A 26,164-nucleotide genomic window follows, 5' to 3' on the forward strand; every position below is an offset into this window, starting at 1 on the left:
TGGAGCAATCCACGAAGGAGATGTCATGACCCACCCGGACGGGGTCGCCTGCCGCCGCGACGGAGCCGTCGGACGCATCACTCTCGACCGTCCGACCTCACGCAACGCACTGGATCTCACGATGATCCGGCGGATGCTCGACGCACTGACGCGGTGGGAACGCGACACCGACGTCGACGCGATCGTGATCGACTCCTCCGACGACCGGACCTTCTGCGCGGGCGGTGACATCGTGGCGGTACACGACGCGGCACACGGCCACCGCGAACGGGCACGGCTGCTGTGGCGGGAGGAGTACCGGCTGGATGCGCGCATCGCCCACTATCCGAAGCCGGTGGTGACACTGATGAACGGCCTGACACTCGGCGGCGGCATGGGAATCGGCTGCCACGCGAGCGTGCGGATCGTGAGTGATCGAGCCGCACTGGCGATGCCGGAAGTGGCGATCGGCCTCGCGCCCGACGTCGCCGGTACTCTGCTGCTGTCCCGCGCGCCCGGCCGGATCGGCGTCCACCTCGCACTGACCGGACAGCGCGTCGACGCACACGACGCGGTGTACTGCGGACTCGCCGACCACGTCGTCGCGTCGTCGTCGCTGTCACCGCTGGTCGCAGACCTCGCCGCCGGATGCCCGCCGACCGCCGTCGGGGCCGAGTACGCCGTGAAGCCGCGGCCCGCACTCCCGACACATCGGGCATGGATCGACGACTGCTACGGGACGCGGGACGTGGAAGGAATCCTGCAACGCCTCAGCCGGCGCACCGAGCCCACGGCAGTCGACGCCCTCGACGCGATCAGCGCAGGCGCTCCGACGGCGCTCAAGGTGACGCTCCGGGCCATGGAGATGGCCCATACGCACAGCGGGATCGGCCAATGCTTACGGCAGGACTACCGTGTGTGCAGCCGATTCCTGCTCCACCCCGATCTGGCCGAGGGCATCCGCGCCGCGGTGATCGACAAGGACCGCACACCGAAATGGGACCCCGCCGATCTGACGGCCGTCACGGACGCCGACGTGGATCGCTTCTTCCAACCACTGGATGACGACCTGGTGCTGTGATCCGGCGCCTGTGGAATCTGCCGACAGTCCTCGATTGTGGTCGTACCACTATCAAGCTACGCTCGCGTTCCGACAACGCTGTCGAGGAGGCGACTTTTCGATGGACGAGCCGGACAACGTTCGCTACCTGCAACCGCGCCGCAAGGTCGTCACCGCCATCCAGGACGTGATCGCCGCCGACCGACTCGAGGCAGGGGATCGCCTACCCCACGAGCGGGACCTGGCACGGCGTCTCGACGCCACACTGCCCGAGGTCCGCCACGCCCTGGCGATTCTCGAATCGATGCGGGTCCTGCACTACTCGGACGAACGTCATGTCCTGAGCGAGCACAGCGGCGCCTCGGTCGACAGGCTCGTCCGGGTCCACATGAGCCTGTCCGGCTTCGACACGAACGACCTGATGTCCATCCGCCTCGAGCTCGAAAGCACCGTCGCGGCACGTGCGGCGACCGACGCCACCCCCGAAGATCTCGACCCGCTGCACGGCATCGTCGAGGCGATGTCCCAGCGTGACATCGACATCCATCACTTCGGCGAGCTCGACCGGGCGTTCCACACCTGCCTGGCTCGCGCCGGCCACAACGACCTGGCGACGCTCCTGCTCACCTCACTCGGCGACGCGGTCCAGAGCGAGATGCACTCCGGGTACGGGCGAATGCTGCGCTGGCCGTACACCGCGGCCCGACTCGCCGAGGAGCATCACGACATCCTGTGCGCCGTCGAACAAGGCGACCCACAGCGCGCGTCGCAAGCGGTGACCGTGCACATCGGCCGCTTCTACGACCTGCGCGCAGGCTGATCCCGCAGTCGGGCCGTCAGCCCTCCGCGGCCAGCTGGCCGCAGGCGGCGGCGATCTCCTGGCCACGGGTGTCACGCACGGTGCAGGGGACGCCGCCGTCGTTGACGCGGCGGACGAACTCGCGTTCCACGTCCTTCGGCGAGGCATCCCACTTCGAGCCCGGCGTGGGGTTCAGCGGGATGACGTTGACGTGCACCAGGTGGCCGAGGTGCTTGCGCAGGCGCTTCGCCAGCAGGTCCGCGCGCCACGGCTGGTCGTTCATGTCACGGATCAGCGCGTACTCGATCGACACGCGACGACCGGAGGTGTCGGCGTAGTAGCGCGCCGCCTCGAGCACCTCGTCGATCGCCCAGCGGTTGTTGACCGGCACGAGCGTGTCGCGCAACTCGTCGTCCGGCGTGTGCAGCGACACGGCGAGCCGTACCTGCATGCGCTCGTCCGCGAGCTTGCGGATCGCGGGCGCGAGGCCGACTGTCGAGACGGTCACCGAACGCTGCGAAATGCCGAGGCCCGCGGGCGCGGGTTCGGTGATCCGTCGAACCGCGGCGACGACCCGCTTGTAGTTGGCGAGCGGCTCCCCCATGCCCATGAAGACGATGTTCGACAGCCGGCCCTCGCCGCCCGGCATCGTGCCGTCCCGCATCACCGCGGCGGCCGAGCGCACCTGGTCCACGATCTCCGCGGTCGACAGGTTGCGGTCGAGCCCACCCTGGCCGGTGGCGCAGAACGGGCACGCCATCCCACACCCCGCCTGACTGGAGATGCACAGCGTGGCCCGGTCCGGATAGCGCATGAGCACGCTCTCCAGAGTCGTCCCGTCGTGCGCCCGCCACAGCATCTTGCGGGTCTCGCCGTCATCGCAGTCGAGCGCACGCACCTCGGTGAGCAGCTCCGGCATCAGGTCGTCGACCAGCTTCTGCCGGGACGCCGCCGGGATGTCGGTCATCTCCTCGGGATCGACGGTCAACCGCGAGAAGTAGTGATGCGAGAGCTGTTTGGCGCGGAACGGTTTCTCGCCGAGCTCGGCGACGGCCTCGGCACGCTCGTCCAGCGTGAGGTCGGCGAGGTGCCGCGCGGGCAGGCCGCGGCGTGGCGCGTCGAAAACGAGGGGAAGAGCAGTCATAGCACTCGCCATGGTCCCACATGTCGACATGTTGCGCGGCGACTGTTTCCGATATATCGTCGACCTGTCGGAAACAATCGTGAAAGGAACGACAACCATGAGAAGACGACTCAACGGATTCATGACACCGGACGACCATCACGGACGCCCGGCCTTCGGCCCACGCGGCGGCCCGTTCGACGACGAGTTCGGGCACGAGTTCGGCCCGGGCAGGCGGGGTGGACCCCGCCGCGGACACGGCGGCCCCGGCAGGCGCGGCAAGCGCGGTGACGTGCGGTCGGCCATCCTGACGCTGCTGGCCGAACAGCCGCGGCACGGCTACGAGATCATCGGCGAGATCAGCCAGCGCAGCGGCGGGTTCTGGAAGCCGAGCCCCGGCTCCATCTACCCCACGCTCCAGCTGCTGGCCGACGAAGGCCTCGTCCAGGGCGACGAGGAGGGCGGCAAGCGCCTGTTCCAGCTCACCGACGACGGCCGCGCCGCCGCGGAGAAGATCGGGACACCGCCGTGGGAGCACTTCACCCAGGACGCCGACCCCAACGAGCTCCGGCTCCGCGCGGCGGCAGGCTCACTGATGGTCGCGATCAAACAGGTCTCGCAGGTCGCCTCCAGCGACCAACGTGCCCGTGCGACCGACGCGCTCGACGAGGCCCGCCGCACGCTCTACGGCATCCTCGGCGAAGCCCCGTCGACGGAAGGGTGAATCACGAGACCGGCCGGCTTGTGGCGCACCAGCACCCGGTAGCCGACCGGCAGCTCGAACGGCCCGCCCGCGCCGGCGCGGCGGCCCAGGGTCTCCCCCACGGCGCGCCGGGCGACCCGCGGACTGAACTCGATGCCCAGCACAGCCGCCACGGCCTCCCGGTCGGGAAAGACCCAGCGCGTCTCCACCCGTGTGCACGCGAACCCGGCGTCGGCGAAGAACCCATCGACGGCGTCGGGTTCGTAGTGCGGCAGGTCCTCGCGCATCCAGTCGCCGTACGGCGCGTGCCGGGTGTCGAGGTCCACGATCACCAGCGCCCCGCCGGGCCGGAGCACCCGCTCCGCCTCCCGCAGTCCCGGCTCGCAGCCGGGCCCGAAGAAGTACGCGGTGCGGGCGTGCACGAGGTCCGCGGACCGGTCGGGCACCGGAATGCGCTGTGCACGGCCACGCACCACCGTGACGTTCGACGACGCGGCCATGCGCCGGCGCGCCTTCCGCACCAGCGGAGCGTGCGGCTCGACGCCCAGCACCGACCGTGCATCCGCCGCCAGCCGAGGAAGGTGGAAACCGTCCCCGCACCCGACGTCGACGACATCCCTGCCGGTCCACGGCACCCTGTCACGCAGCTCGGCCCAGATCGCGTCGTCGGCGTCCTGCACCCGGTTCTCCAGCTCGTATGTGCCGGTGTGATACCAGATGTTCGGGCTGGGGTAGACCTCTGTCTTGCGCAGGAGCCGGTTCACGCACACAGCGTATCGACGTCGCTTCCCCGGGCGTAAGATCACTTACGCTTCAGCTCGAGGACGACGGCGGCGAAGGGTCTCGGGACCATGTCAGACACGAACGAACCCACCGCATTCCTGGCCGCCGGCACGCCGTGCTGGATCGAGCTCGCCACCCCCGACGAATCCGCGGCACGGGCCTACTACGAGGAACTGTTCGGCTGGACCTTCGCCGTCAAACGGGACCCCGCGACCGTCAACCACCGCTACAACATCGCGACACTCGACGGCTGGGAAGTCGGCGGCATGTACCAGGTGGGCCGGAACCAGCCGACCGGGTGGGTGCCGCATCTGGCCGTCACCAACGCCGCCGCCACCGCGGAATGGGTGCAGCACCTCGGCGGCGTCGTCACCCTCGGACCCGTCGACATCCCCGACCGCGGCGCCATCGTGCACGCACTCGACCCGAGCGGCGCACCCGTCGTGTTCTGGCAAATCACCGACAGCTGGACGTTCGCCAGGACCCTGCCCGGCAGCTTCAGCAGCGCCGACCTGGGCACCCACGACGCCGCGCGCGCCGACGACTTCTACGACAAGCTCTTCGGCTACACCAGCCAGCAGATCGGCACCGACGGCATCGACTACCTCGAATGGCGGCTCGGCGCCGAACCCGTCATCTACCGGTACGTCCTGCCGCCCGAACAGGCCGGTTACAGCCCCCACTGGATGGTCTACCTGCAGGTCGACCCGCACCGCGGCACCGATGCGGTGGCCGGGCAGAGCCTGATGCTCGGCGGGTCGGTGATCACCCCACCGTTCGACACCCCGTTCGGCCGGATCGCCGTGCTCGCCGACCCCGGCGGCGCCGTGTTCTCCGTGGTCGATCACAGCTGTCCCGTGGACCTGGGTATCGGCCGCGCCGAGGTCGACGATCCCTACGACGACTGACCCGTGACGGGCCTCCCCTGTCAGCCCAGCCCCACAAGGCGCGGCCGACGAGACGTCAGGCCGGGACGAAAGCGCTGAGCAGCAGCCACGACGCGAGCGCCGACGGCAGCAGCGAATCGAGGCGGTCCATCAGCCCGCCGTGGCCCGGCAGCAGATTCCCCATGTCCTTGATGCCGAGATCGCGCTTGATCAACGACTCCATGAGGTCGCCGAGCGTCGCGGTCAGCACGATCGCGATCCCGAACAGCACGCCCTGCCAGGCGTGACCGTCGACGAGCAGTGCCAGCGCCAGCGAACCCGCGGCGATGCCCGCGACGAGTGAACCGGCGAAACCTTCCCAGGTCTTCTTCGGGCTGATCGACGGCGCCATCGGATGCCTGCCACGCAGCACCCCGGCCACATACCCACCGGTGTCGGAGGCGACCACGACGACCATGAACGAAATGACCCGGCCCACCCCGTCGTCCGGCGGCACCAGCATCGCCGCGAACGAGGCGAACAGCGGCAGATACGCCGCCGCGAACACCGACGACCCCACGTCCCGCACGTAGCCGTCCGCACCGCCGGGCAACCGCCACAGCAGGCACACCAGCACCGTCAGGACGAACGCCGTCAACGCGCCTTCCCGGCCGAACGGCCAGGCCAGCCAGATCATCGCCTGGCCGCCGACTAGCACCGGTGTCATCGCGATGCGGATGTCGGCCGCCTTGCGGAACGCCCTGCTCAGTTCGACCGTGCCGATCGCGATCGCGATCGCGACGATCCCGATGAACAGGTACCGGACCGTGAACAGCGACGTCAGGATCGCGCCGCCGAGCAGCACGCCCACGCCGATCGCGGCGGGCAGGTTCCGCCCGGCCTTCCCCTTCTTCTCGGGCTGATGCACCGGCTCGTCGGAAGCCGACGACGGGCCGGACGGCTCGCCCGGTGTGGCGGGCCGGCCCGGTCGATCACCCGGCTCGGACACTGCGGCGTCGTCGCTCTCGTCCGGACGCCGGCCAGGATCGGCAGCACCGGAGCGCCGCTCCCGGTCGTCGGTCACGTTCGGCATCAGACCTCGAGCAGCTCGGATTCCTTGTGCTTGACGAGCTCCTCGACCTGCGCCACGTACTTGTCCGTGAGGTTCTGCAGCTCCTTCTCCGCGCGGTTGACCTCGTCCTCACCGGCCTCGCCGTCCTTGCCGATGCGATCGAGCTCGTCCTTCGCCTTGCGGCGCACCCCGCGGACGGAGACACGGGCCTCCTCGCCCTTCTGCTTGGCGACCTTGACCATCTCCTTGCGCCGCTCCTCGGTGAGCTGCGGGAAGACGACGCGGATGATGTGGCCGTCGTTGGTCGGGTTCACGCCCAGGTCGGAGTCCCGAATGGCCTTCTCGATGGCCGCGAGCTGCGACGCGTCGTACGGCTTGACGACGGCCATGCGCGCCTCGGGGATGTTGATGCTGGCCATCTGGTTCAGCGGAGTCGGCGCGCCGTAGTACTCGACCGTGATACGGGAGAACATCGCCGGGCTCGCCCTGCCGGTGCGCACCGACGACAGCTCCTCCTTGGCGTGGGACACCGCCTTTTCCATCTTCTCTTCTGCGTCGAAGAGTGTCTCGTCGATCACGGCTGCTCCAGGTTCGTCGGTGTACTGACCAGTGTTCCGATCCTCTCACCGCTGACCGCGCGCGCGATGTTGCCCTCGGTGAGGAGATTGAAAACGATGATCGGCATGTTGTTGTCCATGCACAGGCTGAACGCCGTCGTGTCGGCCACCTTGAGGCCGCGCTCGAGCACCTCGCGGTGGGTGATCTCGTCGTACAGCTTGGCACTCGCATCCACCCGGGGGTCGGCGGTGAACACACCGTCGACGGCCTTCGCCATCAGCACGGCGTCGCAGCCGATCTCCAGCGCACGCTGGGCCGCGGCGGTGTCGGTGGAGAAGTAGGGCATGCCGGTGCCCGCGCCGAAGATGACCACGCGACCCTTCTCCAGGTGACGCTCCGCCCGGCGCGGAATGTACGGCTCGGCGACCTGCCCCATCGTGATGGCGGTCTGCACGCGCGTCGGCACGCCTTCCTTCTCGAGGAAGTCCTGCAACGCCAGCGAGTTCATCACGGTGCCGAGCATCGCCATGTAGTCGGCGCGGTCACGGTCGAGTCCACGTGTCGACAACTCCGCACCGCGGAAGAAGTTGCCGCCGCCGATGACGACCGCGATCTGCGCGCCGTCACGCACGACCTCGGCGATCTGCACGGCGACCGAGTGGACCACGTCCGGGTCGACGCCGACGGAGCCACCGCCGAACATCTCGCCACCGAGCTTCAGCAGGACTCTCCGGTATCCGCGTCCGGGCCGGTCGGTCTGTCCTTCGGTCATGTCCGGGGTCCCTTCAGCGTCTACGGGCGGCGATCGGAGGGGTATCGATGTGGGTCTCGCACATGTGCCCCGCCTCCGGCCTGGCGGGAGACGGGGCACATGCGTGCGAGCGGACTCAGGCCTGGCCGACCTCGAAGCGGGCGAACCGCGTCACGGTGACCCCGGCCTCGTCGAGCAGCGCCTTCACGGTCTTCTTGTTGTCCGTGACCGACGGCTGCTCCAGCAGCACGTTGTCCTTGTAGTACGCGTTGACCTTGCCCTCGATGATCTTCGGCAAGGCCTGCTCCGGCTTGCCCTCCTCGCGGGCGGTCGACTCGGCGATCCGACGCTCGTTGTCGACGACGTCGGACGGCACCTCGTCACGCGTCAGGTACTGCGCCTTCAGCGCCGCGACCTGCAGCGCCGCGCCGCGGGCGGCCTCGGCGGCCGCCTCGCCCTCGCCGGTGTACTCGATGAGCACGCCGACCGCGGGCGGCAGCCCGGAGCCGCGACGGTGCAGGTACGTCTCGACGTTGCCGTCGAAGTACGTGACCCGGCGGACCTCGAGCTTCTCACCGAGCTTCGCCGAGAGCTCCTGGACGACCTCGGCGACGGACTTGCCGTCGACCTCTGCGGCCTTGAACTTCTCGACGTCGTCGGTCTTCTGCTGCTGGGCGACCTCGACGAGCTTGTCGGCCAGCTGCTGGAACTCCTCGTTCTTCGCGACGAAGTCGGTCTCGGAGTTCAGCTCGATCAGGGCACCGCCGGCGCCGGCCACCAGGCCCTCTGCGGTCGACCGCTCGGCCCGCTTGCCGACATCCTTGGCGCCCTTGATGCGCAGGATTTCAACGGCCTTGTCGAAGTCGCCTTCGCTCTCCTCCAGCGCTTTCTTGCAGTCCATCATGCCGGAGCCGGTGAGTTCGCGGAGGCGCTTGACGTCTGCCGCGGTGTAGTTCGCCATCGTGCGTTTCCGTTCTCTGTCGCTGGATGCGCAGGTGGTGTCGGTACGGGATCAGGAAGCGGTGCTCTGCCCGGCGGCCTCGGAGCCGGCGAGCAGCTCCTGCTCCCACTCGGGAAGCGGCTCGGCAGCGGCCTCGGGCTTGTCCTCACCCTCGGGGGCGGCACCGTTGCGACCGGAACGAGCCATCAGGCCCGCGGCGGCGGCCTCGGCGACGACCTTGGTCAGCAGGGCGGCCGAGCGGATCGCGTCGTCGTTGCCCGGGATCGGGTAGTCGACCTCGTCCGGGTCGCAGTTCGTGTCGAGGATCGCCACGACCGGGATGTTGAGCTTGCGCGCCTCGCCGACGGCGATGTGCTCCTTCTTGGTGTCCACGATCCAGATGGCGCTCGGCACCCTGGACATGTCGCGGATACCGCCGAGAGTCCTCTCCAGCTTGTCCTTCTCACGGGTGAGCGTGAGGATCTCGCGCTTGTTCAGCCCCTGGAAGCCGCCGGTCTGCTCCATCGACTCCAGCTCCTTGAGCCGCTGAAGACGACGGTGCACGGTCTGGAAGTTGGTCAGCATGCCGCCGAGCCAGCGCTGGTTCACGAACGGCATGCCCACACGCTGGGCCTCCGTCGCGATGGCCTCCTGCGCCTGCTTCTTCGTGCCGACGAACAGGATCGTGCCGCCGTGCGCGACCGTCTCCTTGACGAACTCGAACGCGCGGTCGATGTAGCTCAGCGTCTGCTGCAGGTCGATGATGTAGATGCCGTTGCGCTCGGTGAGGATGTAGCGCTTCATCTTCGGATTCCAGCGGCGGGTCTGGTGCCCGAAGTGCACGCCGGAATCGAGCAGCTGCTTCATGGTGACGACGGCCATGGCCTGATTCGCACCTCTTCTGTCTAGGCGCACCGGACGTCTCGTCCGGCGCGCGGGGCCGGTTGTCGCGGTCCACCGGGGTCGGTGGCCGCCCTGGTGCCGTGCCGGCGTCCGGACTCCCGGGTCGTTCCTCGGTCCGGGAGACCGCCGGGCACCGTCGCCCCGTGACGGCCGAAACCGCTGGCGGGGCACGCACGTGCACGCGAAGTCAGCCTGTGTGAACACAGACTGCGCCAAGTAGTGTACGCCGCCCGGCCATCGGCGCTCGACCCGGAGGCCCGGCCGCCACGAGTTGTCCACATCGACGTCGGCCATCCACAGATTCGCAGCGCACGACCACCGCCGGCATTCGCAGCGGGACGCTGGGCAGATGAGGTTCCGTTCGATCGCGCGACCGCCCGCGGTTCCGCCACGCCGCTCGTGCGCAGCCGGACGTGGCCGGAACGGGCCGCGGCGGCGGGCACGTACCGTCATCGCGGTCCGTACGCCGGCGGCACCCTCTCCGGGACAGCTCCGCGGCGCCGGGGCCGCGACCGTCACCAGCGGCGTCGCAGTGGCGGTCGCGGTCGTCACCGCCGTCGTCACCGTTGTCACCGCCGTCACGGCGCTCGTCCCGCCGGACATCACCGCCGCACCGGGCCCGCGGTCCGGGGCGGGAGGGACGGCCGGGACCGAGATCGCAGGTGCCGAGGTCGCAGGTGCCGAGACAGCCGCCGTGCGGTCCTTGCGTGCCACGGGCGAGCCGCATGCCGAGGTGACGTTCACCTGGCCGTTGACTCCGCAACCGGAGGTGGTGCGGCCGTTCGATCCCCCGGACAGCGAGTACGGCCCCGGCCATCGGGGTGTCGACCTGGCCGCCGAACCCGGGAAACCGGTGTCGGCGGCCGCCGCCGGGCGGATCGTCCACGCCGGTGACCTCGCGGGCAGGGGCGTCGTGTCGATCGAACACCCCGGTGGCCTGCGCACGACGTACGAACCACTGTCGGTGCAGGTCGCCGAGGGAGAGCGGGTGGAGGCGGGTCGACGCATCGGCACGGTCACCCGCGGCCACGACGGTTGTGACCGCGCGGCATGCCTGCACTGGGGGTTGCGGCGCGGCGAACGGTACCTGGACCCACTCACCGTCGTGCCCGCAGCGGGCCCGCTGCGGCTGAAGCCGTGGCCCGGCTGACCGTCTCAGGTCCCGGACTGCTCCTGGAGTTTCGCGCGCAGCCGCAGAACCGCCCGCGTGTGCAGCTGGCTGACCCGCGATTCGGTCACGCCGAGGACCTTGCCGATCTCGGCGAGCGTCAGGCTCTCGAAGTAGTAGAGGCTGACGACGATGCGGTCCCGCTCGTTGAGCTGAGCGATGGCGTCGGCGAGCTGCTTGCGGTTGTCGCGGTCGACGAGCACGGCCGCGGGGTCGACCGCCTCGTCGTCGGGCAGCGATTCGACGACCGATTCGCTGTCCCGGCCTGCCGCGACGAGCGTCTCGAGCGCGACGACGCTGGTGAGCCGCAACTGCCCGTAGAGATCGTGCAGTTCGCCCAGTGAGATGCCCAGTTCGGCGGCGACCTCGGCGTCCGTCGGCGTCCGGCCGAGCCGCGCTCCGAGCCGCTCGAGTGTGCGTTCCACCTCGCGGGCACGGCTGCGGACGACGCGTGGGACCCAATCCTGCGACCGCAGGTCGTCGAGGATCGCGCCGCGGATGCGCTGCATCGCGTAGGTCTCGAACCGCAGCCCGCGGTCCGGGTCGAACTTCTCGATCGCGTCGACGAGCCCGAAGATGCCCGACTGGATCAGGTCCGCGACGTCGACGTGGGTGGGCAGTCCCGTGCCCACTCGGCCGGCGACGTACTTGACCAGCGGCGCGTAGTGCAGCACGAGGCGATCACGCACGCGCTGCGACGGCTCGGTGGCGAACTCGTGCCACAACGCCTTGATCGCGGCATCCGCTTCGGCCCGGCCACCGCCGGAGCCGTTCGCGTCGGCCGGTAGGGGGCGAGCAGGGCCACTGGCCGGCGCGTCCCCGTCGGCCCGGTCGACCCCGGCCACCGGGGTGTCCGTCACGGCGGCAGCGGCAGCGGCTGCATCGGTGCCGGTGGCGTCGACGGCGACCGGGGCGTCCGTGCCGGCCGCTGCGTCCGTGCCGGCCGTTGCGTCGGCGCCCGACGCTGCGTCGGCGCCGGGTACCCCGTCCGTTCCGGGTGCTCCGTAGCTGGCGGGTGCTGCGTCACCGACGGGCGGCTCCGCGGTGGGCGCGTCGGCGGGTTCACGAGTGGATGTCACGGTCTCACCCGCCCTGCTCGCGACCGTATGGGCCGAAACTCCACCGGTGTCATTGGGCACGGGGGTGGGTTCGGTCATGAATCGCCTTCAGCCGCTCGACGGTCACGTGCGTGTAGAGCTGCGTCGTGGACAGCGTAGCGTGACCGAGCAGTTCCTGAACGCTTCGCAGATCCGCTCCCCCTTCGAGCAGGTGCGTCGCCGCCGTGTGCCGCAGCCCGTGCGGGCCCATGCCCGCCGCGCCGGGCACCGACTCTACGGCGTCGTGCACGACGCGCCGCACAGTCCTCTGGTCGATCCGCCCGCCCCGGGCGCCGAGGAACAGCGCAGCGCCCGACGACGCGGTGACCAGCGCGCCGCGACCCGCGTCGAGCCACGACCGCAGCGCCCGTTCGGCGGGCAACCCGAACGGAACCATCCGTTCCTTCGATCCCTTGCCGAACACCCGCACGAGCCTGCTGTCGAGGTCGGCGTCGTCCACGTCGACGGCGCACAGTTCGGCCACCCGCATTCCCGTCGCGTACAGCATCTCCAGGAGTGCGTAATCACGCAGGGCGACCGGATCCTCCTGTTGCGCCCCCGTTGCGGACGCACCCATGACGTCGGAGGCCTGTTCCTGCCGCAACACCCCGGGCAACCTGCGGTGTGCCTTCGGAGCAGCCAGCCGGAGCCCCGGATCGACCGCCAGCAGTCCGCGGTCCGCGGCCCACGCGGTGAACGTCCTCGCCGAGGCCGCCCGCCGCGCGAGTGTGGTGCGGCTGTGGCCTTCGCCGCGCTGTTGCGCCAGCCAGGCACGCAGCACCCCGATGTCGAGCCCACCGGGCCCGCCGGGCTCACCGGGCTCACCGGGCCCGCCGGGCTCACCGGAGCCTGCGCCGGCCGACCTGCCGTCGCCGGGGTCGACCTCGCCGGAATCCGCACCGTCGGATTCGGCTTCCCCGGTTTCCCCGGCACCGTCGAGTCCGTGGAGGAACGCCAGCATCGACACGACGTCACCGACATAGGCGCGAACCGTGTGCTCCGACAGCCCTCGTTCGGACGCCAGGTGCCGCTCGTAGTCATCGACGACGGTTGCGGCGCGCACCGGCAGCCGCTGGCGCAACCGGCGCAGGTCCGCGCGGCGACCTGCGGTGCCCGCGGACCGCCGCCCGCGCGCTGTCGAAGAACTCATGCCGCCGACGCTGGGCCACGCCACGAACGGGGTCAAGCATCGCCACACCTCGATGATCAAGCTGCAATCAGCCGGTACGCGGGCGGTTCTCGCCCGTTCCCGTCCCACTACCGGGCGAAATCACTCGATCGGGGACACCGGCGGCGAGTCTCCAGCCGGTCTCGCAGCGCTCAGCGAGCCCGGACAGTTCCAGTTCCGGCAACAACGCGCGCACGCGAGCGAGCGGTACACCCGATTCCTCGGCCACGGCTTCCGGCGACAGGCCCCGCCGTCTGCCCAGCGCCTCGTGCACGCGCAGGGCCTGTGGGCCGAGTTCGTCGGTCGGCCTTCGAGGCCGCGGCGCGGTCACCTCGCCTCCGTGGTCCCCCAGTCGTCCGACGGTGCTGAGCACGTCGGAGACCGATCCCACCAACGTCGCGTACGCCTCGCGGATCAGCTCGTGACAGCCGACCGACGTCGCGGAACCGACCGGCCCCGGAACCGCCATGACGACCTTGCCGAGCACTCCGGCCGTCGACGACGTGTTGCGGGCACCGCTCCGCCGGCCGGCCTCGACGACGACCGTTCCAGCGGTGAGCGCCGCGAGCAGCCGGTTCCGGACGAGGAATCGGTGGCGCGCCGGCGGTGCACCCGGAGGATATTCGCTGATCACCGCACCCCGGTCGGCGATCCGATTGAGCAGTCCGACATGCCCCGCCGGGTAACCGGCATCGAGTCCGCAGCCCAGCACCGCCACGGTCGGACCACCGGCGGCCAGCGCGCCACGATGGGCGGCACCGTCGATGCCGTAGGCCGCACCGGAGAAGACCGCCACGCCCTCGGCCACGAGTCCGTGCGCGAGTTCCGCCGCGGTGTACTCGCCGTACTCGGTGGCGGCTCGCGCCCCGACCACCGCCACCGCACCATCCACGGACTCGTCGAGCCGTGCCGTTCCCCTGACCCACAGGCCGAGCGGCGGCGCGACACCGTCCGCCCCACGGCCGGTAGCCACCTCGAGTGACAACAGCGGCCACGCGGGCCACTCGTCGTCCTCCGGGGTCAGCAGCCGGTAGCCCGCTTCGGCAGCCCTGGCGAGGTCCCTCTCCGACCTGTCCGTGTCGCGCCGCGCCTCGGTCTCCTGCGCGACCCGCTCGGGCACGTCACCGCGGCGGACCCGCTCGGCCGCTTCCATCGGGCCGTGTCCTGCGACGAACGCAGCGAGCGCAGGGGCGGGCGGCTCGGCGGCACCGAGCAGGTACGCGCGGGCGCGGTGCACGGCGTCGGCAGCCGCCTCCGCCCGGGGACCGGTTCCGGCGTCGCCTTCGGCGTTCATGCCGCCCTCCGATCCCGGAACTCGAGAGCGGCTGCGACATGGTCGGCGGTCGGCTCGTCGGCCTCCGCCAAGTCCGACAACGTCCACGCGATGCGGAGGCACCTGTCGGCTCCGCGGGCGGTGATGGCACCCCGGCTCAACCCGCGGTCGAGCAGTCGGGTCGCCTCCGGCGGGAGGGCGAACTCGCGGCGCAGCGCCGGGCCCGGCACCTCGGCGTTGGTCTGCCAGCCGTGGTCCGACCATCGCTTCGCCGCACGCTCACGCGCCGCGACGACACGTTCCCGAACGCGCCCGGTCGGCTCGGCCGACTCGCCGCCCGCCATGTTCATCGAGGTCACCGGGCGCATCCGCACCCGCAGATCGACCCGGTCGAGCAACGGACCGGACAGCTTCGCCAGATACCGCCGCCGCGCCGCCGGGCTGCACCGGCACTCCGTTTCCTGCGGGGGCGCGCACGGGCAGGTGTTCGTGGCCAGCACCAGCTGGAATCGCGCCGGATAGCGGACCGAGCCACGCGAGCGGGCGATCCGCACCTCACCCTCCTCCAGCACGGTGCGCAGCGCGTCGAGGCGTTCGCCGCCGTACTCCGCAGCCTCGTCGAGGAAGAGCACCCCGCGATGCGCCTTGCTGATCACACCGGGCGTGGCGATACCGGTGCCGCCGCCGATCAGCGCGGCGACCGAGATCGAATGGTGGGGCGCGACGAACGGTGGCACCCGCACCAGCGGCGAGTCGGGTTCCAAAGAGCCGTCGACCGAGTGCACCGCGGTGACCTCGAGCGCTTCGTCGTCCCCGAGCGCGGGCAGCAGCCCCGGCAGGCGCGTGGCCAGCATCGTCTTGCCGACCCCCGGTGGGCCGGTCATCAGCAGGTTGTGCCCGCCCGCCGCCGCGACTTCGAGGGCCCAGCGGGCCTCGGGTTGTCCGGCGACGTCGGCCAGGTCCGGGTGTTCCGGCTGGGCGCGGCCGTGGTCCGGTTCGGCGCGGTCCAGCCCGTCCTCGTCGCACAGCCAGGCGATGAGCTCACCGAGGCGCCCGGCAGCCAGTACGTCGATTCCGCCGACCAATGACCCTTCGGCGAGCGATTCGGGTGCCACCACCGCCCGCTGGTACCCGGACTTCCGCGCTGCCAGCAGTGCCGGCAGCACGCCGCGCACCGGCCGGACCCTGCCGTCGAGCGCCAGTTCCCCCAGCAGGATCGTGTCCACCAGCTTCGGAGCGGGCACCGCGCCGGACGCCGCGAGCACGGCCGCGGCGATCCCCAGGTCGTAGCCGGAGCCGTCCTTCGGCAGATCCGCAGGCGACAGACCCAGTGTCACGTTGCTGTCGGGCCAACGCTGACCACTGTTGCGGACCGCAGCCCGCACCCGGTCCTTGGCCTCCCGCAGGCCCGCGTCCGGCAGGCCGACGAGTTTCGTCCCGGGTAGTCCGGCACCGATGTCCGCCTCGATCTCCACCGGCCGCCCGTCGATGCCGATCAGGGCGACCGACCAGGCGCGTGCGAGCGGCATCAGAACGCCCCCACGATGTGCCGCACCGTCGGCTCGCCACCCGGCGTGCAGTCCACGGAGAGCACATCGAACCGGATCGGGCACCAGCCCACCTGGAACTCCGACAGCCACCGCGACGTGACCCTGCGGATCCGTGCCTGTTTGTCGTCGGTGACGGCCTCCGCCGGGTCTCCGAAACGGTGCCCGGACCGGGTTTTGACCTCGCACACGACGAGGGTGGACCGGTCGGTCGCGACGATGTCGAGCTCACCCTCCCGGCATCGCCAGTTGCGGCTCAGCACGACCAGGCCGCGTTCGGTCAGATACCGCGCCGCCAGGTCTTCGCCCCTGCGGCCGAGGTCGAGGTGGGATCGTCTGCCGCGTGCCCGGGAACTGTCGTTCCCCCGGCCGCGCAACGTGATACTCACTCGCGTTCACCCCCAAGGTCCGCGGCCGGCACTCACCGGCCCTCGAACCCACGATCACCGGCTGACCGGCTCCGCGGCAGGGGGATTCTGCGAAGTTGTGGACAACCCGGGTGCTGTGGACAACCCGTCCGCCGAGGGCTGCGGCACTCCGGTGTTGTCGGGGGTCTGTGCTACGTCGCCGGCACCTGCCGAAGGTGCGGCGGACCGCACGTCAGCCGCCGAACGGGCCGCCCTCCTCCGGCAGCCGTAGCTCGGGCTTCTCCAGCTCTTCGACGTTGACGTCCTTGAAGGTGATCACCCGGACGCTCTTGACGAAGCGGGCCGGGCGGTACATGTCCCACACCCACGCGTCCGACATGCGCACCTCGAAGTACACCTCGCCGCCGCTGTCACGCACCTGCACGTCGACGGAGTTGGCCAGGTAGAACCGCCGCTCGGTCTCCACGACGTACGAGAACTGCCCGACGATGTCGCGGTACTCCCGGTACAGCGACAGTTCCATCTCGGTCTCGTACTTCTCGAGATCCTCTGCGCTCATCTGCTCCTCGCAAGCCTTACAGCCGGTCGGTGGCGAACAACCATTGTGACACCCGAAGCCACGGCTGGAGAGGACTCGGGCGCCGCCGTTTTCCACCTCACCCGGCGGGAACGTCGAACAGCGCTTCCTGGTTGTCGATGGCGGGCGCCGGCTTCGCCTGCAGCGCAGCCGCGGTCAGCATCACCGGGTGCGGCGGCTGCAGGTCGTGTTCCTGCGCCGCAACGGCGACGTTCGTGTACGACCAGCGGTGCGCCGCGCACGGTCCGTGGTCCGTCAGCGCCCGCCCGTGGTCCGCCGTCGTGTAGCCCTTGTGCACGTCGAACCCGTACTGCGGATACTCGGCGTGCAGATCGGCCATGATCCGGTCGCGGGTGACCTTGGCCAGCACCGACGCCGCCGCCACACATGCCGCCACGCGATCGCCCTTGATCACGGGAATGCTCGGTGCGGGCAGCCCCGGCACACGGAACCCGTCGATCAGCACATAGCCCGGCGCGACCTCCAGCCGGGTCACCGCGCGGCGCATGCCTTCGATGTTGGTGACGTGGATGCCACGGGCGTCCACCTCGTCGGGCGGCACGACGACGACCGTGTAGGAGACGGCGCGCCGGACGACCCGCTCGTACACGCGTTCCCTGGCCGCTGCCGTCAGCAGTTTCGAATCGGTGAGTTCCGGCAGCCGGGACGCGTCGCCGGGGCGCAGCACGCACGCGGCGACCACCAGCGGACCGGCACAGGCACCACGGCCCGCCTCGTCGACCCCGGCCACCGGACCCAGTCCGCGACGGTCCAGCGCACCCTGCAATGCCCACGGCATCGCGCCGCGGATGATCGCGCGCGGAGGCCTCGGGCCGGCGGATGACAACGACGACCGTCGCCGCGGCCGGTTCACGGCCGGATTCGACGATGCCGGGGAACGGTTCGACGGTGTGGGCACGGCAGGCTCCAGCTCTCACCCGGAGGTCAGCGGTCGCGTCGCGACGCTCCACCCACGGCGGCGCCGACCCGGCGTCCCGTCGCGAGTACCGGCCACGCTGCCAACGCACCGGCGGCCAGCGGGAGGCCCTGTTGCCAGGTCGGCGCACTCATGGCGCCCACCTGCTGCTCCTGCGGATTCTCGCCGTGGATGATCCCCCACCGCGACGGCGGCAGCACGATCAGCCGCGCCTTGCCGATGATGTTGTCCACGGGCACTGCACCGGACGCGCCGCCGCCGTCGTTGTGATAACGCGAGTCGGCCGAGTTGTTCCGGTTGTCACCCATGACCCAGACGTATCCTTCGGGCACGGTCACCTCGTCGAAGGAGGCCTGCGGCCGGCCACCGGCGAGATGCAGGTACGGCTCGTCGAGCGGCTGACCGTCCACGAGGACCCGATTCTGGTCGTCGCAGCATTCGACGGTCTGCCCGCCGGTCGCGATGACCCGTTTGACGAAGTCGCGCTCATCGGGCGGAGCGAGGCCGAACGCGGAACCGACCATCTGGAAGAAGTCGGCCACGGCATTGCCGCCGTCGTCGGCGAGTCCCGGACCGACCCAGGCCTCGGGACCGCGGAACACGACGACTTCCCCGGGGTCGGGATCGGCGAAGTCGTAGACGAGTTTGTCGACCAGGATCCGGTCGGGCGTACAGCCGGGACAGCCGTGCAGCGTCTGCTCCATCGAGCCCGACGGGATCATGTAGACCCGAGCGAAGAACTGCTGGATGACGAACGCGAGTACGAGCGCGATGCCGATCAGGATCGGCAGTTCTTTCCAGAACGACCGCTGCTTCTTCGACTTGCCTTTGCGACGGCTCCGGGACTGGCCATGGGCACCGCCGGCGGCCTGTGCCTTCCCGCCGCTGTCCTCGGACGATCCGACTCCGTCTGCGGGCGTCTCGAACGGGTTGTTCCGCTCGTCGTCCGGCTGCTCCGGCTCATCCTGGGGGGCGTTTGAAGGCACAGGCTCGACCACGGCGTCAGGCTACGGCAAGCTCCACAATGCTCAGGAAGCGGAGGTCTCGCGACGCTCCTTGATCTTGGCCGCCTTGCCGCGCAGGTTGCGCAGGTAGTAGAGCTTCGCCCGGCGGACGTCACCCTTCTTGGCAACCTCGATCTTCGCGATGTTCGGCGAGTGCACCGGGAACGTGCGCTCCACACCGATGCCGAACGACATCTTGCGGACAGTGAACGTCTCGCGGATGCCGCCGCCCTGGCGGGCGATCACGACGCCCTCGAAGACCTGGTTCCGCTCGCGGTTGCCCTCGATGACGCGGACGTGAACCTTGAGCGTGTCGCCCGGGCGGAAGTAGGGGATGTCGGAACGCAGCGACTGAGCGTCCAGCGCGTCCAGGGTGTTCATCTTCAGGTCCGTCCTCGTCCTTGTGGCAATGTGGCTTGACATGTCCGGGCACGCACCGGCCTCACGGCAGGCGGCCCAGGAGTTCTCGGCAGCGCGTGTTCACACGTCGCGCCAACTGGTCAAGTATGGCATGTGGGGTGTTCGCGCCGGACACGGGGCCGCCGGCAGGCGGAGTCATGCCTGGTCGGCCGCCCCGGCACCGTCGGATCCGCCGTCGTCGTCGCGGAGCCGGTCGAGAACCGCACGATCGTGGTCGTCGAGCTCGCCGGCCAGGCGGTCGAGCAGGTCCGGCCGGCGGTGAAACGTGCGTTCGAGGGCCTGGTCACGACGCCACCGGTCGATGCGCGCGTGGTTGCCGGAGCGCAGCACGTCCGGCACGGCCAGGTCACGCCACACCTCGGGTCGCGTGAAGCTGGGGCCTTCGAGCAGGCCGTCGGAGAACGAGTCCTGTTCGGCCGAGACGGGGTTGCCCAGTACACCGGGCAGGAGCCGCACGACCGCCTCGACCATGACCAGCACCGCCGCTTCACCGCCGACCAGGACGTAGTCGCCGATGGACACCTCGTCGACGGGCATCCGCCGCGCCGCGTCGTCGAACACGCGCTGATCGATGCCCTCGTAGCGGCCGCAGGCGAAGACGAGGTGTTCCTGTTCGGCGTACTCCCTCGCCATCGCCTGTGTGAACGGCCTGCCCGCGGGTGTCGGCACGACCAGCCGCGAACGCTCGGTGCACACGGCGTCGAGCGCCTCACCCCAGACCTGCGGTTTCATCACCATGCCGGGGCCACCGCCGTATGGCGCGTCGTCGACGGCCCGGTGTACGTCGTAGGTCCAGTCCCGCAGGTCGTGCACGCCGATCTCGATCAGGCCGCGATCGATCGCCCTGCCCAACAGCGCGGCACGCAGCGGCTGCAGGTACTCGGGAAAGATGGTGACGACGTCGAGTTTCACTGCGGCAGCTTTCGGGGACGTTCGTGGGCTGGATCGGCCGCGGGGACGTGGCCCGGGGCGAGCGTCATCGGGCCGGTTCGTCCGGACCGGCCGCGTCGTCGGGCGCACCGGCGGTCTCGCCGCCGTCGTCCAGGAGCCCTTCGGGCGGGTCGAGGACGACGCGGCCACCGTCGATGTCGACCTCGGGCACGATCTCCCGCACGAACGGCACGAGTGCCTCGGCCCCGTCACGGTCGAGCGACAGCAGCTCTCCCCCTGGGGAATGGACGATCTCGCGCACAGTGCCGACGACGGTGCCGTCGGTCAGCTCCGCACGCAGTCCTTCGAGTTCGTGGTCGTAGAACTCGTCGGGATCGTCGATCGGCGGTAGTTCACCTGCCTCCGCGAGCAGCAACAGACCGCGCTGCCGTTCCGCCGCGGTGCGGTCCGGAACTTCCTCGAAACGCAGCAGCAGCCGCCCGCTGTGCCAGCGGGCGGCTGCCACGGTGAGTCGTGTCGTGCCACCGTTACGGGACTTACCGGTGAGAACCGCACCTTCGGCGAAACGCTCGTCCGGCGAATCGGTGCGCACGTCCACGGCGAGCTCACCGCGAATGCCGTGCGCTTTCGCGACCCGGCCGACCACGACCTCCACGGCGAATCCCGTCAGCGATCGGTGTCGATCACGTCGACGCGGATACCCTTGCCGCCGACGGAGTTCATCACGGTGCGCAGCGACGTCGCGGTACGGCCGCTACGGCCGATCACCTTGCCGAGATCGTCCGGGTGGACGTGGACCTCGAGTGTGCGACCACGACGGTTGGTGACCAGGTCCACGCGGACATCGTCGGGATTGTCGACGATGCCGCGGACCAGGTGCTCGAGCGAGTCGGCGAGGAAGCTCACGCCTCGTCGGCCTTCTTCTCGCCCTCGGCCTCGGTGGACTCAGCTGCCTCGGCGGTCTCCTCGGCAGGGCTCTCCGCCTTGTCGGCCTTCTTGTTGCCACCCTTCTTCTTCGGGGTGACGGCCGCGACGGACGGCTCTTCGTTCGCGGCGGCGAGCGCCTCGTTGAAGATCTCCTGCTTGGTCTTCTTCTCCGGCTGCGGCTTCAGCGTGCCCTCGGCACCGGGCAGGCCCTTGTGCTTCTGCCAGTCGCCGGTGACCTCGAGGATGCGCTGCACCGGCTCGGTCGGCAGCGCGCCGACGCCCAGCCAGTACTGCGCACGCTCCGAGTTCACCTCGATGAAGCTCGGCTCTTCCTTCGGGTGGTACTTGCCGATCGTCTCGATGGCCTTGCCATCCCGCCGGGTACGCGCGTCCGCGACGATGATGCGGTAGTACGGCGCACGGATCTTGCCCAGGCGCTGCAGCTTGATCTTGACGGCCACGGGTGTGGGTACTCCTGTCGTGTTCGCTTGCTCGGTTCGAGGCACCACCCCCGAGTGGGGAGCGGATCGGCGATGCCCGCAGGTCTGTGTATCGCTCCGACACGGTGAGAGGGCCCGTTCGGAGCGGGCAAGCCACCATTTTGCCAGAGCGAGGTACGTCACCTGCGACGGGCTCCCCTCCCCGGCCCCAGCGGCCCCGGAGAACACTGCGGTGGCGGGCCCGGCACCGCAGTGCGCGCCGGCCGCCCGCCGCACGGGCCGACGACGAAAGGATCGCAGGTGGACGTCACGGCGGTGGCACTGCTCACCGGAGCGGGCGTGGCGGCGGGCCTGGCGTCGTCGGTGGCGGGCCTGGCATCGCTGTTCAGCTATCCGGCGCTGCTCGCCGCGGGCCTGCCGCCGTTGACGGCGAACATGACCAACACCGTCGCGATGCTGGCGACGACCCTCGGTGCGGCGGGTGGGTCGCGCCGCGAACTCCGCGGCCAGGGACGCAGGCTCGCCAAGATCGTCGCCGCGGCTGTCGGTGGTGGTTCCGTCGGTGCCGCGCTGCTGCTGACGACCCCGGGCGACACGTTCGAACTGGTCGTGCCGTGGCTCATCGCGCTCGGCTCGGTGCTGCTCCTGCTGCGCGACCGGCTGCGGCAGGCCGCCGACGTGCGCGCCGCGCGGAAAGGCCGGCAGCGCTCCCCCGGAACCGGTTTCGCGGCGTCGTTCGTCGCGGTCACCATCTACTCGGGCTACTTCGGTGCCGGCGCGGGCATCATGATGCTCGCGGTGCTGTCGATCTCGCTGCCGGACCGGCTGCCCGTGGCCAACGCGCTCAAGAACATCGCCACGGGCGCCGCGAACGCCACGGCCGCCGTCGCGTTCGCGATCCTCGCCCCGGTCGACTGGACCGCCGCGATCGCGCTGGCCGCAGGATCGTTCGTCGGCGCATGGCTGGGACCCATGGTCGTGCGGAAGTTGCCGGAACGTCCGCTGCGCATCGCGATCGCGCTGGCGGGCCTCGGGCTCGCGGCCCATCTGCTGGTCCAGACCCTGTAGCGGGTCACACCTCGACGATCCCCAGCGCCGTCAGCAGGATGGCCACGGCGGGCAGGAAGTTGTTCATCTGATGGGCCACGATGCTGCCGAGCAGCCGTCCGGTGATCAGGCGCGCCAGGCCGATGGGGATCGAGATGACCAGCAGCAACGTCGTGCGCAGCGGTTCGAGGTGGCTCACGGCGAACACGGCGGTCGACAGGCCGAACGCCGCGAGCCTGCCCCATTTCTCCTTGCGCCATTCCAGTCGTTCCGTGGCGCTCCAGAGCAGGCCACGGTAGATGATCTCCTCGCAGATCGGCCCGAGCAGCCACAGGTACAGGAACATCACGATGGCGGCCTGCACCGACATCGGCTGGCCCTCGACGAGCGCACTGATCGCGGACTGGGCGTTGCGTTCGCCGACGATCCCGGTCCAGATCCACGCGCCGACGCTGGTCACGACCAGCCCCACGGCGCCCAGCTTGATGCCGAGCTTCACGTCGCCGGCGGACCAGGACAGGTTGAGGTCGGCCAGCGGGCCGTTGCCGCGGACCTTCGTGATGACCAGCGCCGTGCCCGCCGCGATGACCGTGGGCAGCATCGTGCCGATGAGCACGTTGCGCACCGACATGTCCCCGCCGCCGCTGTGCAGGATGGCGCCGATCAGGGCGGCCGAGGCCAGCAGCACGGCCTCGACGAGCAGGAAGGCACCGAAGCCCCAGCGTGGCCGTGGCAGACTCGCGGGACTCGGGTCGCCGGCCGCCGGCTCCCCCGGATTCGGTACCGCCACGCTGGGCCTCCCCCGTGTTCGGCCGACAAATCGTCGCGAGCCTACTGTGCGTGCCCGCGTCGTTACGACCGCCCGGCAGCCGTCAGCCGACGAGTCGTCCCCGGAGCAGGATGTGCCGGGGGCTGCGAAGGACGTCGAGGTCGTCACGCGGGTCGGCGTCGAACACCACCAGGTCGGCCGGCCTCCCGTCGGCGATGCCGTCGTAGCCGAGCCACGCGCGGGCCGCCCATGACGCCGCACCCAGCGCCTGCTCCGCCGGCATTCCCGCGCGGTGCAGGGCGGACACCTCGTCGGGCAACTTGCCGTGGGCGACCATGCCACCCGCGTCGGTGCCCGCGTAGATGTCGACGCCGGCGTCGATCGCCTCGCCGATCATGTCGCCGACACCCGCGTGCAGTGCCCGCATGTGGGCCGCGTACGTCGGGTACTTGCCCGCCTGGTCGGCGATTCCGGGGAAGTTCTCGATGTTGATCAGCGTGGGCACGAGGGCGGTGCCCTGTGCCGCCATCCGGTCGAGGAGTTCACGGTCGAGGCCGGTGCCGTGCTCGAGGCAGTCGATCCCCGCGTCGATGAGCCCCGGCAACGCCGCCTCGCCGAACACGTGCGCCGTCACGCGCGCGCCGGCGTCGTGGGCGGCCTTCACGGCGTCGGCCAGGACGTCGTCCGGCCACAGCGGCGCGAGGTCCCCGACGCTGCGGTCGATCCAGTCGCCCACGAGCTTCACCCAGCCGTCGCCGGCGAGCGCCTGCTCGGTCACGGCATCCGGCAGTTGCTCCGGGTGTTCGAGGTCGAGACCGAGATTCGGGATGTAGCGCTTGGGCAGCGAGATGTGCTTCCCGCTGCGGATGATCCGCGGCAGGTCGTCGCGCCGCTGCAGCGGACGGGTGTCGATGGGCACCCCGCAGTCACGGATGAGCAGGGTCCCGGCGTCACGGTCGGTCTCGGCCTGCGCCGCGGCCTCGTCGAGCGTGACCGGGCCGTCGACGCCGATGCCGGGATGGCAGTGCGCGTCGACCAGCCCGGGCAGCACGAACGCACCGTCGAGCGTGCGCGCGCCCTCCACCGGCGTCAGCGAGATCCGGTCACCGTCGATCCAGAGGTCCTGCTGCCGTCCGTCGGGCAGCACGACACCGCGAATGTGGAACATGGGCGGCTACTTGTTCTTCGGCAGCTTCAGCTTCGACGGATCGAACCCGGGGGGCAGATCGTTGAGCCCGCCGCCGAGCTGCGACATGTCGGGCATGCCGCCCCCACCGCTGGGCATGCCACCGGGCGGCATCCCGGGGAAGCCACCGGGCATCTTCTGCTTCTGCTGCCCCTTGTTCTTGCCCTTCTTGTTCTTGCGCCCCTTCTTCTGCTTCTTCGTGGCGCTGCCGCCGCCACCGCCGAAGCCGAATTTGCCCGCCATCTGCTGCATCATCTTGCGGGCCTCGTAGAAGCGGTTGACGAGGTCGTTGACCTCACGCACCGCGACACCGGAACCGTTGGCGATGCGCTGCCGCCGGGACGCGTTGATGATCTTCGGGTTCTCCCGCTCCGCGGGCGTCATACCGCGGATGATCGCCTGCAGCCGGTCGATCTGCGAGTCGTCGACCTGCGACAGCTGGTCCTTCATCTGCCCGGCACCGGGCAGCATGCCCAGCAGATTGCCGATCGGCCCCATCTTGCGGACGGCCTGCATCTGCTCGAGGAAGTCCTCGAGCGTCATGTCGCCGGTCCCCAGCTTGGATGCCGCCTGCTCGGCCTTCTCCTGGTCGAACGCCTGCTCCGCCTGCTCGATCAGGGTGAGCATGTCGCCCATGCCGAGGATACGGCTGGCCATGCGGTCGGGGTGGAAGACGTCGAAGTCCTCGAGCTTCTCCCCGTTGGAGGCGAACAGGATGGGCTCGCCGGTCACCTGCCGCACCGACAGTGCCGCACCACCGCGGGCGTCGCCGTCGAGCTTGGTCAGCACGACACCGGTGAACCCGACGCCGTCGCGGAACGCCTCGGCGGTCGTCACCGCGTCCTGACCGATCATCGCGTCGACGACGAACAGCGTCTCGTCCGGCTGGACCGCGTCGCGGATGTCGGCGGCCTGCTGCATCAGCTCTTCGTCGACACCGAGCCGGCCGGCCGTGTCGACCACGACCACATCGTGCTGCGCGTGGCGTGCCTCTTCGATGCTGCGCTTGGCGACGTCGACCGGGTCGCCCACGCCGTTGCCCGGCTCGGGGGCGTAGGTCGTCACACCCGCGCGCTCACCGACCACCTGCAGCTGCGTCACGGCGTTCGGGCGCTGCAGGTCGCAGGCCACCAGCATCGGCGCGTGCCCCTGCTTCTTCAGCCACGTCGCCAGCTTGCCCGCGAGCGTCGTCTTACCGGAACCCTGCAGACCGGCGAGCATGATCACGGTCGGCGGGGTCTTCGCGAGGTTCACCCGCCGCGTCTCGCCGCCGAGGATGCCGACGAGCTCCTCGTTGACGATCTTGATGACCTGTTGCGCCGGATTCAGCGCCTCGGAGACCTCGGCGCCCTTCGCGCGCTCCTTGACGTGCTTGATGAACTCCCGCACCACGGGCAGCGCGACGTCGGCCTCGAGCAGCGCGATGCGGATCTCGCGGGCCGTGGCGTCGATGTCGGCGTCGGAGAGCTTGCCCTTGCCGCGGAGGTTCTGCAGGACCGAGGTGAGCCGATCCGAGAGGGTGTCGAACACGGGGTGCACGCTCCAGCAGTTCGTGGTTCCTGGCGCCGGCTCACTGCGCCGACGACCTCCCAGGGTACTGGCCGCCGATGGTCGAGGGGCCGCCCGGCCGGTCTGTCCCCCACAGATCCCCCTCGCCCGGCCGGGCGGCGTCTCTTCTCGGGCACTCGGCTCCCTGGTCGGCCTGTTCGCCAGACCCCCAGCACCAGGCGAACCGCACCGCTGGAGAACCGATGTGCCCGAGCTGGTTCCCAGCATGCGGCCCGCACGGGGGTACGCGGCAGCGTGAA

Annotated in this window: 29 protein-coding genes; 6 read left to right on the forward strand and 23 right to left on the reverse strand. The window is 70.2% G+C overall.

Annotated features, from left to right (window positions below; translation table 11 throughout):
- Positions 1 to 25: 25 nt before the first annotated feature.
- On the forward strand, positions 26 to 1,060 hold the full coding sequence (locus FB384_RS01410) for an enoyl-CoA hydratase/isomerase family protein (protein WP_183778401.1): 1,035 nt from the start codon (positions 26 to 28) through the stop codon (positions 1,058 to 1,060).
- A gap of 100 nt (positions 1,061 to 1,160) precedes the next feature.
- Positions 1,161 to 1,859 (forward strand): FadR/GntR family transcriptional regulator, encoded by a 699-nt coding sequence (locus tag FB384_RS01415; RefSeq protein ID WP_183778403.1) that lies wholly within the window; start codon positions 1,161 to 1,163, stop codon positions 1,857 to 1,859.
- 16 nt (positions 1,860 to 1,875) lie between these two features.
- Here FB384_RS01415 and rlmN read toward each other — a convergent pair whose 3' ends face one another.
- On the reverse strand, positions 1,876 to 2,982 hold the full coding sequence (rlmN, locus tag FB384_RS01420) for a 23S rRNA (adenine(2503)-C(2))-methyltransferase RlmN (RefSeq protein ID WP_183778405.1): 1,107 nt from the start codon (positions 2,980 to 2,982) through the stop codon (positions 1,876 to 1,878).
- Between the two features lie 97 nt (positions 2,983 to 3,079).
- Here rlmN and FB384_RS01425 point away from each other — a divergent pair, with 97 nt between their 5' ends.
- The gene (locus FB384_RS01425; protein WP_183778407.1) at positions 3,080 to 3,685 is read left to right on the forward strand and encodes a PadR family transcriptional regulator; all 606 of its coding nucleotides are present in this window, start codon (positions 3,080 to 3,082) and stop codon (positions 3,683 to 3,685) included.
- Here FB384_RS01425 and FB384_RS01430 read toward each other — a convergent pair.
- Positions 3,646 to 4,428, reverse strand: a complete 783-nt coding sequence (locus FB384_RS01430) for a class I SAM-dependent methyltransferase (RefSeq protein ID WP_183778409.1) — start codon at positions 4,426 to 4,428, stop codon at positions 3,646 to 3,648. The genes FB384_RS01425 and FB384_RS01430 overlap by 40 nt on opposite strands.
- A gap of 87 nt (positions 4,429 to 4,515) precedes the next feature.
- Here FB384_RS01430 and FB384_RS01435 point away from each other — a divergent pair, with 87 nt between their 5' ends.
- Positions 4,516 to 5,355, forward strand: coding sequence for a VOC family protein (locus FB384_RS01435; RefSeq protein ID WP_183778411.1), 840 nt, complete (start codon positions 4,516 to 4,518; stop codon positions 5,353 to 5,355).
- Between the two features lie 55 nt (positions 5,356 to 5,410).
- Here FB384_RS01435 and FB384_RS01440 read toward each other — a convergent pair whose 3' ends face one another.
- The 5 genes from FB384_RS01440 to rpsB all read right to left on the reverse strand — a co-directional run bounded on the left by FB384_RS01440 (position 5,411) and on the right by rpsB (position 9,516).
- Complete coding sequence (locus FB384_RS01440) at positions 5,411 to 6,406, reverse strand: phosphatidate cytidylyltransferase (RefSeq protein WP_183778413.1); 996 nt, start codon at positions 6,404 to 6,406, stop codon at positions 5,411 to 5,413.
- Positions 6,406 to 6,963, reverse strand: coding sequence for a ribosome recycling factor (gene frr, locus FB384_RS01445; protein ID WP_183778415.1), 558 nt, complete (start codon positions 6,961 to 6,963; stop codon positions 6,406 to 6,408). The genes FB384_RS01440 and frr overlap by 1 nt, the downstream gene beginning before the upstream one ends.
- A complete protein-coding gene (pyrH, locus tag FB384_RS01450; RefSeq protein WP_183778417.1) occupies positions 6,960 to 7,715 on the reverse strand; it encodes a UMP kinase in 756 nt (251 codons plus the stop codon). Before pyrH ends, frr begins: the two co-directional genes overlap by 4 nt.
- 115 nt (positions 7,716 to 7,830) lie before the next feature.
- The gene (gene tsf / locus FB384_RS01455; RefSeq protein ID WP_183778419.1) at positions 7,831 to 8,655 is read right to left on the reverse strand and encodes a translation elongation factor Ts; all 825 of its coding nucleotides are present in this window, start codon (positions 8,653 to 8,655) and stop codon (positions 7,831 to 7,833) included.
- Positions 8,656 to 8,706: 51 nt separating this feature from the next.
- Entirely contained in the window at positions 8,707 to 9,516 is an 810-nt protein-coding gene (gene rpsB / locus FB384_RS01460) for a 30S ribosomal protein S2 (RefSeq protein WP_183778421.1), read from the reverse strand.
- A gap of 553 nt (positions 9,517 to 10,069) precedes the next feature.
- Here rpsB and FB384_RS01465 point away from each other — a divergent pair.
- Complete coding sequence (locus FB384_RS01465) at positions 10,070 to 10,687, forward strand: M23 family metallopeptidase (RefSeq protein ID WP_323985088.1); 618 nt, start codon at positions 10,070 to 10,072, stop codon at positions 10,685 to 10,687.
- A 5-nt stretch (positions 10,688 to 10,692) separates the two neighbouring features.
- Here FB384_RS01465 and FB384_RS26655 read toward each other — a convergent pair whose 3' ends face one another.
- The 13 genes from FB384_RS26655 to rpsP all read right to left on the reverse strand — a co-directional run bounded on the left by FB384_RS26655 (position 10,693) and on the right by rpsP (position 21,375).
- A complete protein-coding gene (locus tag FB384_RS26655) occupies positions 10,693 to 11,565 on the reverse strand; it encodes a FliA/WhiG family RNA polymerase sigma factor (protein WP_456319893.1) in 873 nt (290 codons plus the stop codon).
- Positions 11,566 to 11,833: 268 nt separating this feature from the next.
- Complete coding sequence (locus FB384_RS01475; protein ID WP_407676086.1) at positions 11,834 to 12,892, reverse strand: tyrosine recombinase XerC; 1,059 nt, start codon at positions 12,890 to 12,892, stop codon at positions 11,834 to 11,836.
- 127 nt (positions 12,893 to 13,019) lie between these two features.
- Complete coding sequence (gene dprA / locus FB384_RS01480; RefSeq protein WP_183778434.1) at positions 13,020 to 14,264, reverse strand: DNA-processing protein DprA; 1,245 nt, start codon at positions 14,262 to 14,264, stop codon at positions 13,020 to 13,022.
- Positions 14,261 to 15,772, reverse strand: coding sequence for a YifB family Mg chelatase-like AAA ATPase (locus tag FB384_RS01485; protein WP_183778436.1), 1,512 nt, complete (start codon positions 15,770 to 15,772; stop codon positions 14,261 to 14,263). The genes dprA and FB384_RS01485 overlap by 4 nt, the downstream gene beginning before the upstream one ends.
- On the reverse strand, positions 15,772 to 16,173 hold the full coding sequence (locus FB384_RS01490) for a YraN family protein (protein WP_183784787.1): 402 nt from the start codon (positions 16,171 to 16,173) through the stop codon (positions 15,772 to 15,774). Before FB384_RS01490 ends, FB384_RS01485 begins: the two co-directional genes overlap by 1 nt.
- Before the next feature lie 217 nt (positions 16,174 to 16,390).
- On the reverse strand, positions 16,391 to 16,717 hold the full coding sequence (locus FB384_RS01495; protein ID WP_183778438.1) for a DUF2469 domain-containing protein: 327 nt from the start codon (positions 16,715 to 16,717) through the stop codon (positions 16,391 to 16,393).
- A gap of 97 nt (positions 16,718 to 16,814) precedes the next feature.
- Positions 16,815 to 17,534 carry a ribonuclease HII gene (locus tag FB384_RS01500; protein WP_183778440.1) on the reverse strand — a complete coding sequence of 240 codons (720 nt, stop codon included), beginning with the start codon at positions 17,532 to 17,534 and terminating at the stop codon, positions 16,815 to 16,817.
- A gap of 146 nt (positions 17,535 to 17,680) precedes the next feature.
- A complete protein-coding gene (gene lepB, locus FB384_RS01505; RefSeq protein ID WP_183778442.1) occupies positions 17,681 to 18,658 on the reverse strand; it encodes a signal peptidase I in 978 nt (325 codons plus the stop codon).
- Between the two features lie 42 nt (positions 18,659 to 18,700).
- Positions 18,701 to 19,057 carry a 50S ribosomal protein L19 gene (gene rplS / locus FB384_RS01510; RefSeq protein ID WP_183778444.1) on the reverse strand — a complete coding sequence of 119 codons (357 nt, stop codon included), beginning with the start codon at positions 19,055 to 19,057 and terminating at the stop codon, positions 18,701 to 18,703.
- A gap of 174 nt (positions 19,058 to 19,231) precedes the next feature.
- A complete protein-coding gene (trmD, locus tag FB384_RS01515; RefSeq protein WP_183778446.1) occupies positions 19,232 to 20,008 on the reverse strand; it encodes a tRNA (guanosine(37)-N1)-methyltransferase TrmD in 777 nt (258 codons plus the stop codon).
- Positions 20,009 to 20,072: 64 nt separating this feature from the next.
- Positions 20,073 to 20,642, reverse strand: a complete 570-nt coding sequence (gene rimM / locus FB384_RS01520) for a ribosome maturation factor RimM (protein WP_183778448.1) — start codon at positions 20,640 to 20,642, stop codon at positions 20,073 to 20,075.
- Positions 20,643 to 20,653: 11 nt separating this feature from the next.
- A complete protein-coding gene (locus FB384_RS01525; RefSeq protein ID WP_183778450.1) occupies positions 20,654 to 20,893 on the reverse strand; it encodes an RNA-binding protein in 240 nt (79 codons plus the stop codon).
- Positions 20,890 to 21,375, reverse strand: a complete 486-nt coding sequence (rpsP, locus tag FB384_RS01530) for a 30S ribosomal protein S16 (protein ID WP_183778452.1) — start codon at positions 21,373 to 21,375, stop codon at positions 20,890 to 20,892. Before rpsP ends, FB384_RS01525 begins: the two co-directional genes overlap by 4 nt.
- 279 nt (positions 21,376 to 21,654) lie before the next feature.
- On the opposite strand from rpsP, the gene FB384_RS01535 reads away from it, so the two are divergent.
- Positions 21,655 to 22,422 carry a sulfite exporter TauE/SafE family protein gene (locus FB384_RS01535; RefSeq protein ID WP_183778454.1) on the forward strand — a complete coding sequence of 256 codons (768 nt, stop codon included), beginning with the start codon at positions 21,655 to 21,657 and terminating at the stop codon, positions 22,420 to 22,422.
- A 4-nt stretch (positions 22,423 to 22,426) separates the two neighbouring features.
- Here FB384_RS01535 and FB384_RS01540 read toward each other — a convergent pair whose 3' ends face one another.
- From FB384_RS01540 to ffh, 3 genes are all read right to left on the reverse strand, one after another.
- Positions 22,427 to 23,191, reverse strand: a complete 765-nt coding sequence (locus FB384_RS01540) for a CPBP family intramembrane glutamic endopeptidase (protein WP_183778456.1) — start codon at positions 23,189 to 23,191, stop codon at positions 22,427 to 22,429.
- A gap of 82 nt (positions 23,192 to 23,273) precedes the next feature.
- On the reverse strand, positions 23,274 to 24,338 hold the full coding sequence (locus tag FB384_RS01545; protein ID WP_183778463.1) for an amidohydrolase family protein: 1,065 nt from the start codon (positions 24,336 to 24,338) through the stop codon (positions 23,274 to 23,276).
- Between the two features lie 6 nt (positions 24,339 to 24,344).
- Complete coding sequence (gene ffh, locus FB384_RS01550; protein WP_183778465.1) at positions 24,345 to 25,886, reverse strand: signal recognition particle protein; 1,542 nt, start codon at positions 25,884 to 25,886, stop codon at positions 24,345 to 24,347.
- Positions 25,887 to 26,164: the final 278 nt, after the last annotated feature.

Origin of the sequence: Prauserella sediminis (genome assembly GCF_014195435.1) — a bacterium.
GTDB lineage: Bacteria > Actinomycetota > Actinomycetes > Mycobacteriales > Pseudonocardiaceae > Prauserella > Prauserella salsuginis.

Excerpts from the sequence above, each read along its gene's own strand:
- FB384_RS01410 (WP_183778401.1), top strand. The coding sequence starts at position 26 with ATGACCCACCCGGACGGGGTCGCCTGCCGCCGCGACGGAGCCGTCGGA.
- FB384_RS01415 (WP_183778403.1), top strand. The coding sequence starts at position 1,161 with ATGGACGAGCCGGACAACGTTCGCTACCTGCAACCGCGCCGCAAGGTC.
- rlmN (WP_183778405.1), bottom strand. The coding sequence starts at position 2,982 with ATGACTGCTCTTCCCCTCGTTTTCGACGCGCCACGCCGCGGCCTGCCC.
- FB384_RS01425 (WP_183778407.1), top strand. The coding sequence starts at position 3,080 with ATGAGAAGACGACTCAACGGATTCATGACACCGGACGACCATCACGGA.
- FB384_RS01435 (WP_183778411.1), top strand. The coding sequence starts at position 4,516 with ATGTCAGACACGAACGAACCCACCGCATTCCTGGCCGCCGGCACGCCG.
- FB384_RS01440 (WP_183778413.1), bottom strand. The coding sequence starts at position 6,406 with ATGCCGAACGTGACCGACGACCGGGAGCGGCGCTCCGGTGCTGCCGAT.
- pyrH (WP_183778417.1), bottom strand. The coding sequence starts at position 7,715 with ATGACCGAAGGACAGACCGACCGGCCCGGACGCGGATACCGGAGAGTC.
- tsf (WP_183778419.1), bottom strand. The coding sequence starts at position 8,655 with ATGGCGAACTACACCGCGGCAGACGTCAAGCGCCTCCGCGAACTCACC.
- rpsB (WP_183778421.1), bottom strand. The coding sequence starts at position 9,516 with ATGGCCGTCGTCACCATGAAGCAGCTGCTCGATTCCGGCGTGCACTTC.
- dprA (WP_183778434.1), bottom strand. The coding sequence starts at position 14,264 with ATGAACGCCGAAGGCGACGCCGGAACCGGTCCCCGGGCGGAGGCGGCT.
- FB384_RS01485 (WP_183778436.1), bottom strand. The coding sequence starts at position 15,772 with ATGCCGCTCGCACGCGCCTGGTCGGTCGCCCTGATCGGCATCGACGGG.
- FB384_RS01495 (WP_183778438.1), bottom strand. The coding sequence starts at position 16,717 with ATGAGCGCAGAGGATCTCGAGAAGTACGAGACCGAGATGGAACTGTCG.
- FB384_RS01500 (WP_183778440.1), bottom strand. The coding sequence starts at position 17,534 with ATGCCGTGGGCATTGCAGGGTGCGCTGGACCGTCGCGGACTGGGTCCG.
- rplS (WP_183778444.1), bottom strand. The coding sequence starts at position 19,057 with ATGAACACCCTGGACGCGCTGGACGCTCAGTCGCTGCGTTCCGACATC.
- FB384_RS01545 (WP_183778463.1), bottom strand. The coding sequence starts at position 24,338 with ATGTTCCACATTCGCGGTGTCGTGCTGCCCGACGGACGGCAGCAGGAC.